We start from the raw sequence: 17,469 nt of genomic DNA, 5'->3' as shown, positions 1-17,469 counted from the left end.
AGGAGCCCAGTAGCCTGAGGATTACTTACGCTTCTGTGGAGCGGTGACGACACGATAGTGTGCCGACACCTTGCCCTTCTGCATATTAGCAAGCTTACCCTTGATGAGTTGCTTACGGATCGTCGCGATCTTATCGATGAAGAGGACGCCCTCGATATGGTCATACTCGTGCTGGATCACACGAGCGGCAAAGCCCGTGTAAGTCTCACGATGGGGCTGGAAGTCTGCATCCAGATACTCAATGGTGATCGTCGCTGGGCGCGTGACCTTCTCATTGACACCAGGGATACTGAGGCAACCCTCATTCTCTGCGAGGGTCTCTTCACTACTCTCGACGATGCGAGCATTGATGAAGGTCTGCTTGAGCCCCTTGCACTCGGGGAACGTCTCTGCCATAGGATCGGCATCGATGACAAAGAGGCGGATGGCACGCCCGATCTGAGGGGCAGCCAAGCCGATACCATCAGAGAAATACATGGTCTCCCACATATCTTCAATGAGGGTACTCAGGCCTTCGTAGTCGGCAGTAATATCTTGCCCGACCTCACGCAGGACGGGGTGTCCATATATATATATAGGTAGCTTCATCGTAGGGATGATTAGGTGATATTATTTGAATGGTAGATGAATTGCCCCAAGACCATCACGGCTCTCAAGGTAGCTCTGCAGGATAATGACAGCGCTGACCTCGTCGACGAGCCCTTTATCCTGCTCACGGCGCTTCTTGCCAATCCCAGCCTCACGTATAGCACGCTGCGCCAGAGTCGAGGTGAAGCGCTCATCTTGATACTCAATAGGGACAGAGGGCAAGGCCTTACGGAGCTTCTCTACAAAGGGACGGATATACCTCATCGAGGCAGACTCCTCATTATTCATCTGACGGGGATAGCCGATGATGATACGCTCCACAGACTCACGCTGTACGTAGTCTGTGACGAAGGCAAGGAGCTGATGTGTCGGGTGCGTCCCGAGCCCCCCCGGGGTAATCTGGAGGGGATCCGTGACTGCGACACCGCAGCGCTTCTGTCCGTAGTCGATAGCGAGTATTCGTCCCATAGTTTCGGGCAAAGATACGGAAAACTACCTGCTCTATGCGTCGCAAGCTCGTTACCGACCTAAAGCAAGCTGACTCCCCCTCCGATGAGAGGAGAGGGAGCCAGCAGATGATATTTATCCTATGTGAGATTAATTAGCGATAGGCTTCTTAGAGAAGAGGCGGATATAAGCCTTCAGCTTGCTTTGGTCTGCAGTGGAGTAAGCCTCACCCTTCGCATTAGCGACAGCTCCCACGCCCTGCGGACCACGATTACCAGAGATACTCTCACCATAGAAGTAGAGCCAACTTGGTGTAGAGCCCGCACTATGAATCCAATAGAATAGAGAGTTGCTTGAGCCATGGTCCGAATTTACATTCGTTTCTCGGACACCATCGTACTTATATCCACCAAGGGTCAGCTCACGCTGCGTATCATCTACCTCAGGTATATATAGCAACTTTCGAGTAGGACGATCGGTCTTCCAGATATACCATGAAACGTCCCAAGAGTAGAGGGTACTCCAACCACCATAATAAGGTCGGTGATAAGCAGGACCTAAGTAGCGGGAATAGATATGCAGCTTCTGATTATCCATATCAAACTTATAGGCATTTGCCGTCAGGAACTGCTGTCCTTCCCCCCACCCAACGAGCATATAGGCATCTCGGGGGCCAGCATTATTTCGAACTAGATTATTGGTAAAGTAATAAGTCGAGAAGTACAAGCCTTCATTCGGAGCATCGGTCTTGTATAGAGGAGCCTTCTCTACATCACCAACAATATAAGGGATCTGCATATCCTTAGGGATACTAATTGGGGCGATATTTCGAGCCTTACCTGATATGGCCGTAGAGAGCCCCGTAGCTGCCTCTGGAGTATATTTCTCTATATCCCCTGTCAAGACCAATGGAAATCTCTCTTGGGTTTCGTATTCTCTTGGAGGGAGCTTAATAGGACCATACTTATTAGAGTTGAAACTCTTTGGGACGGTATTATTGTTATCCCGCGAGTAGAGGTAGTGTCTATAAGTAAAGTTACCAGAGCTTGAGTCCTTATAGGGATTATCGGGGAGCTTCCCTGGGAAGATAGAAGCCCACTTATGAAGGACTGGCAATACCTGATCCGCACCGAGGCTTGTCGTAGCAACCTCATCATATGTATGATAATCACCCGTATCCTCCTTCTCCATAAAGCTAAGGAAGGTGTGAATCTTAGTCTGAGCTCCCACCAGGCGTAGAGTCTGACCACTGAGCTCAGAAGAAGAAAGTCGGAAGGCTCCCGCAGGGAAATTGCGGGTTAAGAGTGGCTTACGAATAAGAGCCTTGGGTAGGCATGATTCTCCCCTTGTCTGATCAAGACTCGTTTCTTGATTATATTCAGCTCCCGTACGGTTAGCATCATAGAGGAGGACGTGCATGATACCACCACGGCTCTGCTCCTTAGTACGCCCTACATTGGTAGTGGCACCAGTAGTCTCTACTGTCTGTGGCATAGCCCAGATGAGGTAGTATTTAGCAGACTTAGCCCCCGTAGCGATCTCCTCCTTGTCCTTGAACCAGAAGTCTGCGTAGTTGGGGAAAGCCAGCGGCCAGCCATAGTTAGCGGCTGCTGAATCAATAATAGCCTTCCCATCAGGACGGAGACCAGTCCACGAGGAAGCGAGGTCCTTTGACGAACGGATGTTATCATCCGAGAGGTCATAACTACCTCGGAAGGCAAGCATATTCGTTAGAATACGTATCCCGGCCAGCTTGATAGGAGCAAAGTCACGATTCTGGATCTCAAGTCGCAGGAGCGTCCCCTGAGGGCGCAGGGTGAAGCGGCTACCAAAGATGATAGCATTGTTGCCACCGGCCTTATTAACGAAGTCTGCGTCTGACAGAGTGATCCACTGTGAGAAGAAGGGGACGTCGAGCGTCACCTTCTCTTCGTCTGTATAGCTATCTCCCTTAGTAGACTTCGTGATCCCCTTGAGGTTCCACTTATTCTGAGCACTAAAGCGATCAATACCCTGGTCAGACTGTACATCATTGGAGTACTTCACCGACTCCAGGTTATTGGGGTCGAAGGCCAGGGTGCGATTATTGCGCTTACCTCCTATGACCAGTGCTACACTCCAACTCCCCTTAGTGAAGTCCGTTCCTCCCGTCGCAGTCACAGGTGAGCCACCAGGCTTTGTGTGGAGGTACACACGGTCGGCGGGGACAGCAGAGCCATCAGGATAAGAGGTGCGACGCTCCATCGTGATCTCACCGACCGTGACAGGCTGAGAAGAATCCGTCGAGCGAAGAATGACGGTAGCCTTAATATCCCCCTTGACTGAGGAGAGGTCAAGGTGAGAGGAAGTCGTCGTAGTACCCCCGTTCGTCTCATCGTAGACGACGTAGTCAAAGGCACGACCTGACTGGGTCTTCTGCCCCTGCTCTGAGGAGGTATCACGGAACTGTTCGGCTCCAAAGTCAAGCATGACTTCTACACCCGGGCCTTCGGATGTAGCAGAATTATGAGCCAGTCGATCACCATCTTCCTGACGACAAGAAGCGAGGAGGGTGCCGAAGAGACCAGCAAATAAGAGAAGTTTTTTCAACATACAATCAAGGATAAATTTGATTTTAATTCAGACATAGCATAGTGCTGAGCTGTGGGAGTGAAGCTTGATGCTCACTACGTGCCCAGCGACATTTAGTAAATCCCATACGGGCGTAGAGTAACAGTAGCTTTCCGAGCCTAAAGGCTCAGAAGCACAAAAATCCAATTCGTGCACAAAGATACTATGATCCAAAAACGCATTCCAATAGACAGTAACTATTAAGTTATAGACACCACACGTTAAATACCCTTAAAATAAGCGGCATTCTTGCGAAGGAAAAAGCAGCTTCCCGTAGTGGGATTTCTCTATCTATGCACGTAGTCGTAAAGACCAGGTACAAAAACCCTAAAATCCACGTACGTGGATCTAAGGACCACGTACGTAGACCAAGCTTATCAGCCACTCGTCCGCTACTTTTACTCGTACTCATAGGAGGGCTTTCCACGGCTGTCTCCAGCTTTTCCTTCGCAGAAACAAACCACCACTAAGTAGTACTGCAGTGCAACATTCACTTATAAAACGCTGTAAGATAACCTCTTCGTATAGCGAATCACATCGGCGTAACACAGATCAAGTGGAATACCCACTATCTAAAAGCCGTAGGAGGACAGCTCCTCTCTCGGGGGAAAGACGTATCTTTGTGGAAGAGAAAAAGTTTTGCCACGAGCGACATGTCTAAGCAATATACTATCCCGGAGATCCTCAGCGCTGAGATCGAAGCACTGCGTACCATCCCACAAGACAATGACTACGAAGCAGCTATCCGCCTGATCCTGGAGCACGTGCATCAGGGTGGTGGTCGCCTCATCACCTCGGGTATGGGGAAGGCTGGACAGATCGCTCACAACATCGCGACGACCTTCAGCTCTACGGGGACGCCCGCTTACTTCCTCCATCCGAGCGAAGCACAGCATGGCGACTTGGGGATGGTCTGTGAGAGTGATGTGATGCTCTTGATCAGCAATTCAGGCAAGACACGCGAGGTACTGGAGCTTGTCGCCCTCACACGGCGCATGTATCCCCGCCTACCCTTCATCCTCATCACGGGTAATAGCGAGAGTCCGCTCTCTCAGCTCGTCGACGTCACCCTCTCCACGGGCAATCCCGCAGAGGTATGCCCTCTGGGGCTGACGCCTACGACGAGTACAACCGTGATGACGGTGCTCGGTGACCTCCTGGTAGTGAGCGTGATGCAACGCATCGGCTTCACCTACCACGACTACTCACTGCGCCACCATGGTGGCTACCTCGGGGACAAGAGCCGCGAGCTCGTCTCTCCCGAGATAGAGAAGAAGAAGTAGTCTCCACCGCAGGGCGCCCACGCACAGCTCGGGAGAGCTGGACGCATTCCGATGGGTTACCCACACTCTATTTTATGATTTATGTATGCACTCATCGAGGTCAGGCTGATGGACTTCACCGTAGAGCATACGTCCATTGTCCCTCTACCCCTCACGGGGCGGACGGATGCTTACTTATCAGTTACATTAGATGACATTCGAAGAATTAGGGGTAAGTGCCCCTATCTGCCAAGCCGTTCGTGAGCTTGGCTATGAACAGCCTATGCCTGTGCAAGAGGCAGTGATCCCTTACCTCTTAGGTGCCCCCATTGACCTCATCGCCCTGGCCCAGACGGGGACGGGGAAGACGGCTGCCTTTGGCCTACCCCTCCTGCAGAACGTAGAGCGAAGCCTTCAGGCTCAGCCCAACGATGGCGTCGCTACACCACGCGCCCTCGTCCTCTGCCCTACCCGCGAGCTCTGTCTGCAGATCGCTGATGACCTCACGGCCTACAGCAAGTACCTCCCCTCAGTACGTATCCTCCCCGTCTATGGAGGCTCATCCATTGAAGCACAGATACGCACACTTCGCCGCGGTGTAGAGGTCATCGTTGCCACCCCAGGTCGTCTCATCGACCTCATGGAGCGTGGTGCAGCCAGCCTCGACAGCATCGAGACGGTCGTCCTGGACGAAGCTGACGAGATGCTGACGATGGGCTTCTCCGAGAGCCTCCAGACGATCCTCGCCGAAGTACCTAAGGAGCGTCACCTCCTACTCTTCTCCGCTACGATGCCCCGTGAGATCAGCTCCATCGCTGCCTCCTACATGCACCAGCCCAAAGAGATCATCGTCGGGACAAAGAACGAGGGGAATAAGAATATCCGTCACTACTACTACGTCGTATCGGCACGCCACAAGTACCTTGCTCTGAAGCGTATCGCCGACTACTACCCCGATATCTACGGTATCATCTTCTGCCGCACGCGTCGTGAGACTCAGGAGATCGCCGATCAGCTTATCCGTGATGGCTACAATGCTGATGCCCTGCACGGCGAGCTCTCGCAGGCTCAGCGTGACTACGTGATGCAGAAGTTCCGTATCCGCAATCTCCAGCTCCTCGTCGCGACTGACGTGGCGGCTCGCGGGCTGGACGTGAATGACCTCACGCACGTCATCCACTACGGCCTGCCCGATGACATCGAGAGCTACACCCACCGCAGTGGTCGTACAGCACGTGCAGGGAAGATGGGTATCTCCATCGCTATCTGCCACAGCCGTGAGCGTGGCCGTCTGCGTGACATCGAGCGCATCTCACATGCCACCATCGAGCGTAAGCACCTCCCCACGGGTCAGGCTATCTGCGAAAAGCAGCTTTTCCACCTGGCAGACCGCATCGAGCGTGTCGAGCTCACCGAGGATACGACGCTCGACACCGTGCTCCCCGAGCTGGTCCGTAAGCTCGACTGGATCGACAGAGAGGAGCTTGTACGCCGACTGATGCTCCTCGAGCACCGTCGCCTGCTCGACTACTACGAGAGCGAAGAGGCGATCGAGGAGGCCGATGACAAGGGCCGCCTCTCGGGCGAAGGCAAGGAAGGCAAGAAGCGTGACAAGCGCAATGCCGTAGCTGAGGAGGGGATGAAGCGCCTCTTCATCAACTTCGGTAAGCTCGACCGTATGTTCCCCAACAAGCTCATTGAGCTGGTCAATAAGTGCGTCCCTGGGCGCGTGAAGATCGGTAAGATCGACCTACTCCCACGCTTTGCCTTCTTCGAAGTCGAGGAAGCTGATGCTCAGGAGGTCATCCGCTCAATGAGTAGCTACGAGGTCGATGGCCGCCGTATCGCAGTCGACTATGCTGATGCTATGGGGAGTGGTGATGGCAAGAAGGAACGCCGCAGTCGTCGCAATCAAGACTTTGCTCCCGAGCGCAAGTCCTACCGCAAGGGGAGTAAGAGCAGCGAGGGTGCCTTCGACAAATACAAGGGAGGTAAGAGCTCAAAGGGAGGCAAGAAGAAGAACCGCTGGTAAGCGTGTATATCATCTATAGTCCCTCCCTCCGTTATAGATACATCATGGTAGATAGGCTTTCTACCGCTGTATATTTAATACATACGAACGAATTATGAAGAAGATGATCATCGCAGCCGTTGCGCTGCTCGCCAGCACCTTCGCAGTGCAAGCTCAGGGAGTCCATCCCCGTCTCGAAGTCGCGGGGAACTTCTCCACGAATATCGTAAAGGACGCTAGTGGCTACTCTGTCAAGGACTACAAGACTCGTCCAGGCTTCCGCGTCGCTGGGGCTGTCGAAGTCGGTCTCCTTGGTCCGCTCTATATCGCTCCTGGTATCGCCTTCCAGCAGAACGGGAGTAAGCTGGGCGACCAGACGACGACGCTGAACTATCTGAGCGTACCCGTCAACCTCGGTCTGCGTCTGGGCCTCGGTGGCTTAGCTGTATCGCTCGAAGGGGGACCATCGTTCTCCTACGGTGTCTCCTCCAGCTCTACCGCTAAGGATGTCCTCCTCGACTTCCAGAATGGTGGCCTCAAGCGCTTCGAAACGGGCGTCAATGCTTCGGTCGCTGTTCACCTCAGCAGCCTGTACTTCCGACTGGGTTCGGACATCGGTCTGACGAACATCTACAAGCAGAAGGCCAGTGAAGCGAGCCTCAAGAACGCTTCCTTCTATTTCGGTGTCGGTCTGCGCTTCTAAGAAGCCCTCCATCCTCTCTTAGAGACTGCAGGCCCTCCCGCCCCGATGAAGGAGGCGGGAGGGCCTGCACTCTTATTCTCCTCCTATATATAATGTATGGGAGTGAACCGCACGAGTTACATCAGGTTTATATAATATATGAATACAAGCTCCTCCCGCCCTAAGAAGGGTGACCGCATTGACTTCATCCTCCAGCTGTGGTTCTTCGTACTGGCCATCGGCTCTATCGTTGCTTTCTTTGCCTGTCGTAGCACCTATCCCCTACTCTTCCAGAGCCTCGGGATGGCAGCTATCGTCATACGCGTCATCTACTACGTGAAGCTCCTCGTACTCTCACGCCGTGACGACAAGCGAAAGTAAGTAGCCCCACGAAGTCCCCAGCCTATATTATATACCTTTACTCACATGCATAAGACTGCTATGGAGCGCCCGTACAAGGCGCTCTTCATCGATATTGACAATACGCTTCTGACCTTCCGTCCCTCAGCTGAGATAGCTTTTCGGAAGACCTTCGAAGCTATGGGCATTACATACGAGCCCAGTTACTACGAAGTCTATTATTGGATCGGCGATGTACTCTGGACGCAGCAGCAGCGCCAGCAGATCACCGTACAGGAGATCCACGACACGATCTTCCACCGTCTCTTAGCCGCACTCGCCATCGACGCTGATGCCGATGCCTTCGGGAAGTTCTTCCATCAGCAGCTCCACGAAGAAGCTATCCTGGAGCCAGAAGCCGCTGAAGCACTCAGCTATCTCAGTGAGCGCTATAAGCTCTATGTAGCCTCCAATGGTATGCTCGACATGCAGCGCTCACGCCTGCAGGTCGCAGGGATCCTACACTACTTCTCCGACCTCTTTGTCTCGGATGATATCGGAGCAGAGAAGCCTTCCGAAGCCTTCTTTGAGGAAGCCATGCGCCGAAGTGGTGTAGCCCCCAATGAAGTACTCTTCATCGGAGACAGCCTTCAGGCCGATATGACGGGTGCCCTTCGCAGTGGTATCGACCGCTGCTGGTACAATAGCCACGCAGCTCCAGTACCCGAAAGCCTTCCCTTAAACTATGTCATCCAGCGCCTGAGCGAAGTGAAGACCTTCCTATAAGCCCCATGGCAAGGCTTCTCGCCCCCCCATTTTAGCATTTTGCCTCTCAACGAAAGCAACTTCCCCCGGTAGATCCGTAGATCCGTCGGGGGAAGTTGCTTTATTACGCTACGAAATCATCCCTCTCGCAGCTCACAAAGGAGTCTAAAGAATTCGTATCTTTGCGCTGGCAATGCCACTATGCAAGCGGGATTTCACGCACTCTTGATGGTGGCACTGGCATCCAAATGGCTCAGTAGCTTAGTTGAATAGAGCGTCAGATTCCGGTTCTGAAGGTCGAGGGTTTGAGTCCCTCCTGGGTCACATCCGCATAGCTCCTCAAGTTCGTTTCTGCGAACCGAGAAGAATGCGTATCTTTGCAGCGATCTTAGGAGGATGGAGCGAGTCTCCTCTTCTTATAATCGATCATAGGAGAGATGGCAGAGTGGTCGAATGTGGCGGTCTCGAAATCCGTTGTACCGCAAGGTACCGGGGGTTCGAATCCCTCTCTCTCCGCAAAGAGGCTTCAAAGTGACTGCAAAATGGTCGTTAGAGAAGCCTTCAAAACAAGAGGAAATCGTTGTAGGACACGGTCTTACAACGATTTTTTTGTATACAGGCCATAGACCTGACGGCTTACCCCTAGGGTCTAATCGTCATCAATCGGTCAAATTCTGCTACAGAAACTGCTACACAAAATTAGACGTAGCAATTAGTGTAGCAGTGACGGCTAAATGAAGGGCTAATTGAAGGCAGCAACGTACTCTCATTCAATGTGTAAGTAAGTAACTTTGTAGCACGTGCTACACTAACGAATGATGCATTATGAGACAATCGGTCAAGGTGTCCTTCTACCTACGCTCTAACTATGAGAACAAAGAAGGCAAGTCGCCCGTCATGCTACGCATCTTCCTCGGAGGAGCAATGAGCAATCTTGGCTCCACGAAGATCTTCGTAGACAAGGCACAATGGAACAACAGGACCAGCCGGCAGAAGGGGCGCTCCTCAGAAGCCCTCGCTGTCAATGCTAGTCTAGATGCCATCTCAGCCAACCTCCACTCCCTCTACCACAAGTACCAAGACGACCAAACGATCTCGCTTGACAAGCTCCGCTCCGCCTACCTCGGACAAATCCAGGAGTTCAGCACCTTTCTCCCTGTCTTTGACAAGTTTATCGATGACATCCGTCAGCGCGTGGGGCACACCATCAGCAAGGAGAGCTTGCAGAAGTACAGCGTCTTACGTAAACACTTCTTCGAGTTCCTAATACACAGGTATAAGCGTAAGGACATCGGACTGATGGAATTCACGCCTGCCATCATCCAAGACTTCGAGCTATACCTCACGACAGTGGCCTCATGTGCCTACAATACCGCTGTCAAGAAGATGAAGACCTTGAAGACCGTCACTATCTATGCCCTAAAGCGGGGCTATCTCCTCCAAGATCCTTTTCGTGATCACCACTTCCACCTCACCCCTGTAGACAGAGGCTTCCTCACCGATGAGGAGATCCTGAAGATAGCCAACAAGGAGCTGACCATCCCTCGCCTTGAGCTCGTCCGTGACCTCTTTCTCTTCTCCTGCTTCACTGGACTTGCCTATATTGATGTCGCAAACCTCAGAAGAGAACACCTCGTTACTATGAATGGAAAGACATGGATCATGACGCGGAGAAAGAAGACAAGAGTAGAGAGTAACATCCTCCTCCTGGACATACCCAAGGCCATCATCGAGAAGTATAGCCCTAGTACGACTTCCAAAGACGGTAAGCTTTTCCCCATTCTCTCCAACCAGAAGATGAATGCCTACCTCAAGGAAATCGCTGACGTATGCGGGTTGCAGAAGCGGCTCACCTTCCATCTGGCCCGCCATACCTTTGCGACGATGTCGCTCAGCAAAGGTGTACCGATGGAGAGCGTCTCAAAGATGCTGGGGCATACCAACATCAAGACCACGCAGATCTATGCCCGTATCACCAGCAAGAAGATCGAGCACGATATGGAGCAGCTAGCGGGCAAGCTCGATAAGTTCAACGAAGCCATGGGCCTCTAAGCCTATCCTCTCCCCCTTAACAAAAGCCCCATTATGAATCAGACTAAGAAAGAGCTTTCCTACTTCCGACTCAAGCTGGAAGGCTACCTCAGAGATCATCACCCCGAGCTAATGGCCGACAGCACCTTCATCAGTGCTCGTGCAGACCTAGCCCTCTCCACCTACTGCGATAGCGTAGCCCAGGGCTTCTCGCACCTCGAAGCGGAGGCAATGGCCAGCGAGATCCTCTATCAGGGACTCCACTTCTCCAAGTATGACACCCTCGTCTCCATCCTTGAGCAGGAGTTCTCCGAAGAGCTTCCCGAGCCCCTCCCCCGTAAGCTCGCCCCCATCCTCCTGGGCAACAAGTCCATTCAAGCGGTCTTTTCAAAGTATGATCTCCGCGATGATTTTGACGGAAGTCGTGAGTATGAGCTACTCTACACCGAGCTGACAGGTACCATCGTCCTGCTCATTGAGGAGAATCACTTGCCCATCGTAGACAAGGCTGAGATATACGTTCAAGAGTAAGATTCCACTGGGGACACTCGAGTATCAAGAGCCAAGATATACGCTCCGCTCCACACGTCAAGGGGCAAGCACCCTTGCCCTTTGTGTCGCGAAGCATCTTGTCCCTGCTCTTGAAACTCAAGAATGCCCCCAGATATGAATACTCAAGCAATGAATTACGATCCACACAGCCCCCTCTTCATCAGGGGTAAGGCCTCTCCCGACAAGCAGACGAAGGGGCAGGTATCTCCTTCCCGTTTCGTTGACTGGCGACGTATCATTGAGCTGGCACTTCTACTGACACTTGTTGTAGCTGCCGTCTACCTCATCTCAAGAGTCGTCACTCCACAGGTCGTAACGATTGTAGGTGTCATAGCGGGCTTCCTCCTGCTACGCTTCGTAGTACGAACCATCCTACAAGTTACCTTCACCATCCTCGGCTTCCTCTTCTGGCTAGCCATTTTCGTGGCGATCCTGATCTGCATCCTTTAGCAAGGATGATTCCTCATACTCTAGACGGGTGGCTGGCTCTTAGGAGCTAGCCACCTTTTTACTTTCTACTTATAGGCTTTGCACTTCTGCTTCTCATCCAGCCGCTCCACTTGATGCGTAAGCGACGGATGCTGTTTCTTTTCCCTCGCAAAGGTAGGACGGGGCTTGGGCTACCCCAAGGTCGGTGCCTGCGGTTGGCAGGGAAAATCTCCACACTTCCGCCCCAGGGGCTCCAGGTTGTATTCCCCCCCCCAAACCTTGTGTCCGCCATCGCCCCGCTACCTCTGCCTTGCTCGAAAAAGGAATCAGCATACTCCGATCGTTGGACGCATAAAAAAAATGTCACTATGGATAAGCAGAACGTAAATACCACACCTTCGATGAAAGGAAAAGGAGATAGCTCCTCCTCCCATTACCGCATAAACTCGGGGAATGGAGCACGTGTCCTGTGGGGATGATGAGTGTTGAAGAGAAAGAGAAAGCTCAATACACTTGACTCGGAGGCGGATGTCCTTAACCCAAGCGCTATGCATATCGAGAGTGTGAGTGATGAATCAGCTCCTATCACGAGCGAGATAGTAAACGGGATATCACTTAAGCTATCGCGAGGATTACATCTCGAGATCTCGAGGTCTCGAGAAATTAATTAATCGAGAGACAGAGGGATAGAGCGAAGCTATGAAGCATCCATTCTTGATACTGGCAAGGTGTGTCTTTGTCCGACAAACTATTGTTTTGCCGACAAAGACCCTTGCCCCAAGAGGGGAGAGAATCACTCCGAAGTCGTAATTACTACACCAAGAGTTATGTGCAAAAGGATAGATCGCTGGGACCGATGGGATACCCGACTGCCCAGCACCAAAGAGCAAGAGACAGTTATCGCCCTCTTTCATAAATCAGGAGCCAAAACGAAATCAGACTTTGTACGCGATCGACTCCTAGACAAGAGCTTTAAGATCATCACCGAAGATAAATCCACCGTCGAATACTACCGAAAACTCTCCAACATCACAGCACTGATTCAGAAGATCGGCATCCTCTACAACCAAACAGTGAAGGCTATCAACAGCTATCAATCAATCAAGACGGCACAGATCATACTTCAAAAATCAGAGCAATACCCTCAGCAAATGATCATCCTAGAGCAACAGGCTATTGAGCTAACCTTAGATTATCAGAAGCGATAAACGCTAAGCGTCCGTGTATGATAAAGTTTCTGTATGACCAAGGTCGCTTAGCTACCGAGCCCAAGCCCCCCCGTCATTGCAGAGACCCTTGAAAAGAAGACTTCTCCGATAGTCTCAGCGAGACCATCGAAGCGGGCTATAAGTGCATGAAGCAAGAGATCCTAAGCCTTGTCGCATGCGAGATGGAGTGAATCAAGAGCGATACTAAGCTCAAGCATCTGATCAAGGAATAGGGGGTGTTTAGAATACATCAAACTCAGAGTACCAAAAATACTGAAGTAACCTCAATGTATCGGCCTCTCTTACATACCGACTCCTACACGACGGATTTGAGAATGAGGGGCTATCAGACAGTCCACGATACGTCTACGGCTCGGAGCCTCATAGCCACGAAAGACGATGAGGTGATTCGAGACGCTGAGGATAACCTTCTCGATCCGTATACCTACTCGGCTCAGTCGCTCATTGAGGTAACTCGCCCATGCCCCATCCAGATACCGGAGGGTCTCTACTCCCGACAGTGTTGGAAGGTGATCGGTGATGCTGAGTCGTGTTACCCACCCCATATCAGCTTCATAGGTATGCCCATCCTCTTCCCAACTAGCCATCCCATCTCGATCCCTGACTGCGATATGATCTATCACTTGGATCTCAGACAGCGGGCGAGGAGTGATCGGGGCTTGCCCTTCCTTCGCCTGAAGCATCCCTCGGGGCGTCCTGCAGCCCTAGAGGCCGAGACCGAGGAGTGCGATGTATAAGACCTGCCGAGTGCTCATGGCTTTACTTCTCTATGGGGTTGTATGGGAGGTTGAGCATAGGATCACCCTTGAAGCCCATTCGTCCTCCGAGGGCCTTGATAGCTTGTTCGGGATTGGCATAGAGCTGGACGATGATCTTCTCTAGCTCCTTCCTCGTCGTGGGGCGCTGGTTCCACTTCCAGCGGACGATATTCTCCCCAGCGGAGAGGTTGGCGATCCCTATGCAGGTATACCGATAGTCCCCCTCGCTGTCAGCGACCTCTAGAATCAGCCCGGGTAGTCCCCCAAACTTGTACGGCCCCTCAGAGAGTGGGATCTCTGATGTAAACCAAGCGATCCACTGCCTCCCCCCAAAGGAGACCTCTGCCCTCTGACAGCTATGTCCGAGGATCTCCCGCTTCTCGGGCTTCACCTGCCATTGTAGGGTAGGCTTAGGCTCTACATAGCTCATCACAGGGGCTCCAGCAGGCAGGCGGTAGTCAGTGGTAATATCCTGCGTCTTCGGATAGCCCCGGTAGAGGATCATCGGCGGGACAACATCTGTCACGATCTTCCGAGGAAACTGACCAGTATCGATCAAGGGCGTGGCGGCAGAGTCTGCTTGGTAGTGTTTCAGACTATACACCTTACTGATCTGTGTCCCTATGTCTAAGCGCACTTGATCCTGAGTGACATATTCCCGATCAGTAGGATCAGAGATGAAGTCTAGCTGGTAGAGCACACGATACTGCACCCGATCCAGACTATCAGCCTCAGCGAGCGAGCGAGGCTTGTCGAAGACCTGTGCCCCGAGGGGGAGGATGCTGAATAGGGATACTCCTAGGAGTATGAGTTTAATGGCTTTCATATTATATCTATAGTTAGTAGTTAGAGCTTGAATGAGACCTTCACGAGCACCGCACGAGGACGTAGACGATAGCTGTGCTGGATGGTAGCGTAGGATAGGCGCTGGATGCTGTGATAGGCCTGCATGCCCAGCAGATTATTCAGTTCGCAGCCCACCTCTACTCGAGAGCCGCTCCACTTGAGCTGGCTGTCCAGGAGTAGGACATCGGTCTTTTCGCTGGAGGAGCTGACATGATTATGCTCTAGGATGATATCCCAGAATATGTTTTTCCCAAAGGCTACTCCTATCTGTGCGGTCTCGGAGAGGAGGTTATCGATCTCGGTGCGAGAGGCGAATCGGGAGGTATAGTTACGCCCATAGTAGACATTGTAGTCCAGGAGGATTTCCTTGATGGGATTGGCCTTCAGGGCTAGTCGCACGCTCTGGGTATGTACTTTATAGGGCGTGATCGTCCCCTGATAGGCTACCTGCCCTAGATGGTGTGTATAGCCTAGGTCGAGGTCGATCCCTAGGCCTGTCCAGGTAAATCCCTTGCTCAGCGACCACACCCCCGAGAAGGTCTGTGTATGGTGCTTGTGCGCTAGGAGCTCATAGCGTCCTCCGTCCTCACCGAGGAGTAGCATCTGGATAAAGGGCTTGTAGTGCATGCTCTGCCTCGCCCTCAGAGAGGACGACAGGAACGAAAAGATGTCTCGGTAGTCTACCCGCCCCTCTATGGTGGCTGTTTGCTCCCTGAATAGCCTAGGTGTCCCGACCGTCAGACTACGATAGCTCTCTAGGACGGGGTCGGGATACCAATCACGGATCCTCGGCTCCGTATGTGCATAGCTACCTGCCAACTGGAGACCCCAGTGCTGTCCTAAGCTTAGCTTGACCTTGAGATGAGGCTCGATGAGGAGGCCTGCTAGACGATCCGAGCTTGTCCGTCGGAGCTGGTAGATGACGGGGAGAGCTAGATCTATGGAATACTTCTGACGTAGATAGCTTAGGGTCTGCTCCACACCTACACGCAGGATACGATCATAGCTACTGCCCGTGCGCTCCAGTAGGCTACTCGATAGGCTCTGCCACTGGTACGAGGCAAAGACCTGAGGGCTATACGTCCAGTAGCGCACAAGGGGGAGGTTGAGGATCCTAAGGCGATTGTCCGTATAGAGACTTGTGAACCATCCCCGCTGCCCGATCATACTGTGTAGTGTGGGGAGCACCTGCTGCAGTTGCTGGTTATTGGCTGTCTCAAAGTCTTCGTCTGAGGTCGTAAGCCGCTGGGTGAGGATAAACTCTATCGGGAGACGTGTACGGCCATTGATGAAGTGCATCTGATTGTTCAGGTGCAGGGCATCTAGCCCTTGACGCTGAGGGGTTGCTAGTCCATTGAGGGCGATTGTCCCCGAGGCCCTACTCTGCGAGGCGCTCGCACGAAGCTGATCCTTGAGGTAGTAGCCCTGCAAGTTCTTCTCATAGCTAAGGCTGGTCGAGGCGCTCCCCTGCCGTAGTAGATGCTCGATGCGCTCATCTAGGAGGAGCGGGGAGGAGGGGCGTCCATACCGAGCCTGCGAAGAGCCCTCGGAGCGAATCTTATCATACCGATAGCTCCCCTGCAGCTTGAGCTGGCTACTATCCGAGAGGACAAAGGCACTATTGCCACTGGCCATCAGCGACACATTGTCTGTATAGTATGATGGGGGGAGGTTGGGGGTAGCGGGCTTATCTATGCGGGCAAAGATGTGCTCCTCCCTCGAGCCACCCCTCTGCACGCCAAAGGAGCTCTCGTAGTACTGCCTGCCTGAGTTATCGACATACGCCACGCCGAGGAACTGCGCTCTCCGGGCAAGGTAGTTACTCCTGATCCGGCTATTGGTCTCAAGCCCATCACCATAGCCAAGACCCAAGTCAAGCGAAACACCCCAGATCCCACGCTTCTTGGGCGAGAGCTTGAGGTTGAGGATGACATCATCCGAGGAGCGTTTGCCTACCAGCGCCTTGATGCCCTGGTAGTTATCCAGCACCTGTATGGTGGAGATGTCGCTCGCGTCTATATTGCTCGTGATCAGCTCATAGCCCCCCTGGGTCAGATCGATCCCCTCGATATTGATTTGCTTTAGGGGCTTGCCTTGGTACTTGAGCAGGCCTCCCTCCATACGCATACCTGGGATACGGCGGATGACATCCCCGATACTGCGGTCAGTGGCCTTCGCTAGACGAGCGACATTATAGTTGATGGTATCTTGGTTTCCCCAGACCCGTGGAGCTTGCACGGAGACTTCCTTGAGGAGATAGGTATCCTCCTTGAGATCAATATCTAGCTCGTGCGCCGTGGGGAGTGTGAGACGCTGGGTATAGGTCTTGTAGCCGAGGCAGCGAGCCGACACAATAGCCTGAGTGAGCTGGCCGCTTGCAGTGAGCTCAAACTGCCCTCCAGCATCCGTATGGGCGTAGCTAAGGATGGTACTATCTGTCACGGAGAGGAGGGTGATAGAGACTCTAGGGAGTGGCTCCTTGCCTGAGTGGACGACCCCTCGGATCTTGATGGAGCTCTGTGCCCCGAGGGTAAGGCTGAGGCCGATAAGGCCGAGTAACCCCACTCCCCCCTTCCAGAGGGAGACCAGTAGACTCAGTACATAGCATGAGCTACCAAGTGGGCTTGAGTAGGTGTTTCGGTATCGCATCGCTAACGTGGAATTAACAATACTATTACGGGGCAAATATATGGAGACCATTGCGCAAGGCCATCTCTTCACAGCTTGCACCTTCTTGCCTCGAAAATTGGGATCTTTAGGCTGAGAAGTGGGATACCTGCACCTCCCCCTTGCCCCCTTCCCGGGAGGATCATCCTCCCGAGAGGGGGCTTTTCTGGGCTATTTGGTGCTCTGGAGCACAAGAAGCCTAGGCATACGCTTCAGATTGTATGCCATAGCCTCCAAGATATTCTGTGTATGC

The 17,469-nt window shown here is 52.7% G+C and carries 15 protein-coding genes and 2 tRNA genes; 12 read left to right on the top strand and 5 right to left on the bottom strand.

Annotation, left to right across the window (positions count from 1 at the left end; all coding sequences use genetic code 11):
• Positions 1-21: 21 nt before the first annotated feature.
• The 3 genes from def to KO088_RS08280 form a co-directional block, all read right to left on the bottom strand.
• Positions 22-588 (bottom strand): peptide deformylase, encoded by a 567-nt coding sequence (def, locus tag KO088_RS08290; RefSeq protein ID WP_215494342.1) that lies wholly within the window; start codon positions 586-588, stop codon positions 22-24.
• 21 nt (positions 589-609) lie between these two features.
• Positions 610-1,056, bottom strand: a complete 447-nt coding sequence (gene ruvX, locus KO088_RS08285) for a Holliday junction resolvase RuvX (RefSeq protein ID WP_215494341.1) — start codon at positions 1,054-1,056, stop codon at positions 610-612.
• A 129-nt stretch (positions 1,057-1,185) separates the two neighbouring features.
• A complete protein-coding gene (locus tag KO088_RS08280) occupies positions 1,186-3,627 on the bottom strand; it encodes a hypothetical protein (protein WP_215494340.1) in 2,442 nt (813 codons plus the stop codon).
• Positions 3,628-4,298: 671 nt separating this feature from the next.
• Between KO088_RS08280 and KO088_RS08275 the strand changes: the two genes are divergently transcribed.
• From KO088_RS08275 to KO088_RS08220, 12 genes are all read left to right on the top strand, one after another.
• On the top strand, positions 4,299-4,928 hold the full coding sequence (locus KO088_RS08275; RefSeq protein ID WP_215494339.1) for an SIS domain-containing protein: 630 nt from the start codon (positions 4,299-4,301) through the stop codon (positions 4,926-4,928).
• A gap of 190 nt (positions 4,929-5,118) precedes the next feature.
• Entirely contained in the window at positions 5,119-6,939 is a 1,821-nt protein-coding gene (locus KO088_RS08270) for a DEAD/DEAH box helicase (RefSeq protein ID WP_215494338.1), read from the top strand.
• A 94-nt stretch (positions 6,940-7,033) separates the two neighbouring features.
• Entirely contained in the window at positions 7,034-7,621 is a 588-nt protein-coding gene (locus KO088_RS08265; RefSeq protein WP_215494337.1) for an outer membrane beta-barrel protein, read from the top strand.
• 138 nt (positions 7,622-7,759) lie between these two features.
• On the top strand, positions 7,760-7,981 hold the full coding sequence (locus KO088_RS08260; RefSeq protein WP_060936048.1) for a hypothetical protein: 222 nt from the start codon (positions 7,760-7,762) through the stop codon (positions 7,979-7,981).
• Positions 7,982-8,026: 45 nt separating this feature from the next.
• The gene (locus tag KO088_RS08255) at positions 8,027-8,725 is read left to right on the top strand and encodes a YjjG family noncanonical pyrimidine nucleotidase (protein ID WP_215494336.1); all 699 of its coding nucleotides are present in this window, start codon (positions 8,027-8,029) and stop codon (positions 8,723-8,725) included.
• 229 nt (positions 8,726-8,954) lie between these two features.
• A tRNA-Arg gene (locus KO088_RS08250) sits at positions 8,955-9,028 on the top strand.
• A gap of 107 nt (positions 9,029-9,135) precedes the next feature.
• Positions 9,136-9,220 (top strand) — tRNA-Ser (locus KO088_RS08245).
• Between the two features lie 309 nt (positions 9,221-9,529).
• Positions 9,530-10,756, top strand: coding sequence for a site-specific integrase (locus KO088_RS08240; RefSeq protein ID WP_215494335.1), 1,227 nt, complete (start codon positions 9,530-9,532; stop codon positions 10,754-10,756).
• Between the two features lie 33 nt (positions 10,757-10,789).
• Positions 10,790-11,266, top strand: a complete 477-nt coding sequence (locus tag KO088_RS08235; protein ID WP_215494334.1) for a DUF1896 domain-containing protein — start codon at positions 10,790-10,792, stop codon at positions 11,264-11,266.
• 135 nt (positions 11,267-11,401) lie between these two features.
• On the top strand, positions 11,402-11,737 hold the full coding sequence (locus KO088_RS08230) for a hypothetical protein (protein WP_215494333.1): 336 nt from the start codon (positions 11,402-11,404) through the stop codon (positions 11,735-11,737).
• Positions 11,738-12,543: 806 nt separating this feature from the next.
• Positions 12,544-12,924 carry a plasmid mobilization protein gene (locus KO088_RS08225; RefSeq protein WP_060935570.1) on the top strand — a complete coding sequence of 127 codons (381 nt, stop codon included), beginning with the start codon at positions 12,544-12,546 and terminating at the stop codon, positions 12,922-12,924.
• 581 nt (positions 12,925-13,505) lie between these two features.
• The gene (locus KO088_RS08220) at positions 13,506-13,682 is read left to right on the top strand and encodes a hypothetical protein (RefSeq protein WP_215494332.1); all 177 of its coding nucleotides are present in this window, start codon (positions 13,506-13,508) and stop codon (positions 13,680-13,682) included.
• A 22-nt stretch (positions 13,683-13,704) separates the two neighbouring features.
• On the opposite strand, the gene KO088_RS08215 is transcribed toward KO088_RS08220, so the two are convergent.
• Both KO088_RS08215 and KO088_RS08210 read right to left on the bottom strand, forming a co-directional pair.
• Positions 13,705-14,529, bottom strand: a complete 825-nt coding sequence (locus tag KO088_RS08215; protein ID WP_215494331.1) for a GLPGLI family protein — start codon at positions 14,527-14,529, stop codon at positions 13,705-13,707.
• A gap of 20 nt (positions 14,530-14,549) precedes the next feature.
• Positions 14,550-17,114, bottom strand: a complete 2,565-nt coding sequence (locus KO088_RS08210; RefSeq protein ID WP_215494330.1) for a carboxypeptidase-like regulatory domain-containing protein — start codon at positions 17,112-17,114, stop codon at positions 14,550-14,552.
• Positions 17,115-17,469: the final 355 nt, after the last annotated feature.

This window comes from Porphyromonas bobii (genome assembly GCF_943169685.1).
GTDB classification, from domain to species: Bacteria; Bacteroidota; Bacteroidia; order Bacteroidales; family Porphyromonadaceae; genus Porphyromonas; species Porphyromonas pasteri.
This window is presented reverse-complemented; position numbering and strand designations above follow the sequence as displayed.

Bases quoted from the DNA above. Each gene is read 5' to 3' on its own strand.
- KO088_RS08275 (WP_215494339.1), top strand. From the start codon at position 4,299: ATGTCTAAGCAATATACTATCCCGGAGATCCTCAGCGCTGAGATCGAA.
- KO088_RS08230 (WP_215494333.1), top strand. From the start codon at position 11,402: ATGAATACTCAAGCAATGAATTACGATCCACACAGCCCCCTCTTCATC.
- KO088_RS08240 (WP_215494335.1), top strand. From the start codon at position 9,530: ATGAGACAATCGGTCAAGGTGTCCTTCTACCTACGCTCTAACTATGAG.
- KO088_RS08260 (WP_060936048.1), top strand. From the start codon at position 7,760: ATGAATACAAGCTCCTCCCGCCCTAAGAAGGGTGACCGCATTGACTTC.
- KO088_RS08220 (WP_215494332.1), top strand. From the start codon at position 13,506: ATGCCCATCCTCTTCCCAACTAGCCATCCCATCTCGATCCCTGACTGC.
- KO088_RS08215 (WP_215494331.1), bottom strand. From the start codon at position 14,529: ATGAAAGCCATTAAACTCATACTCCTAGGAGTATCCCTATTCAGCATC.
- KO088_RS08235 (WP_215494334.1), top strand. From the start codon at position 10,790: ATGAATCAGACTAAGAAAGAGCTTTCCTACTTCCGACTCAAGCTGGAA.
- KO088_RS08265 (WP_215494337.1), top strand. From the start codon at position 7,034: ATGAAGAAGATGATCATCGCAGCCGTTGCGCTGCTCGCCAGCACCTTC.
- KO088_RS08225 (WP_060935570.1), top strand. From the start codon at position 12,544: ATGTGCAAAAGGATAGATCGCTGGGACCGATGGGATACCCGACTGCCC.
- KO088_RS08255 (WP_215494336.1), top strand. From the start codon at position 8,027: ATGCATAAGACTGCTATGGAGCGCCCGTACAAGGCGCTCTTCATCGAT.
- def (WP_215494342.1), bottom strand. From the start codon at position 588: ATGAAGCTACCTATATATATATATGGACACCCCGTCCTGCGTGAGGTC.
- KO088_RS08270 (WP_215494338.1), top strand. From the start codon at position 5,119: ATGACATTCGAAGAATTAGGGGTAAGTGCCCCTATCTGCCAAGCCGTT.
- ruvX (WP_215494341.1), bottom strand. From the start codon at position 1,056: ATGGGACGAATACTCGCTATCGACTACGGACAGAAGCGCTGCGGTGTC.
- KO088_RS08280 (WP_215494340.1), bottom strand. From the start codon at position 3,627: ATGTTGAAAAAACTTCTCTTATTTGCTGGTCTCTTCGGCACCCTCCTC.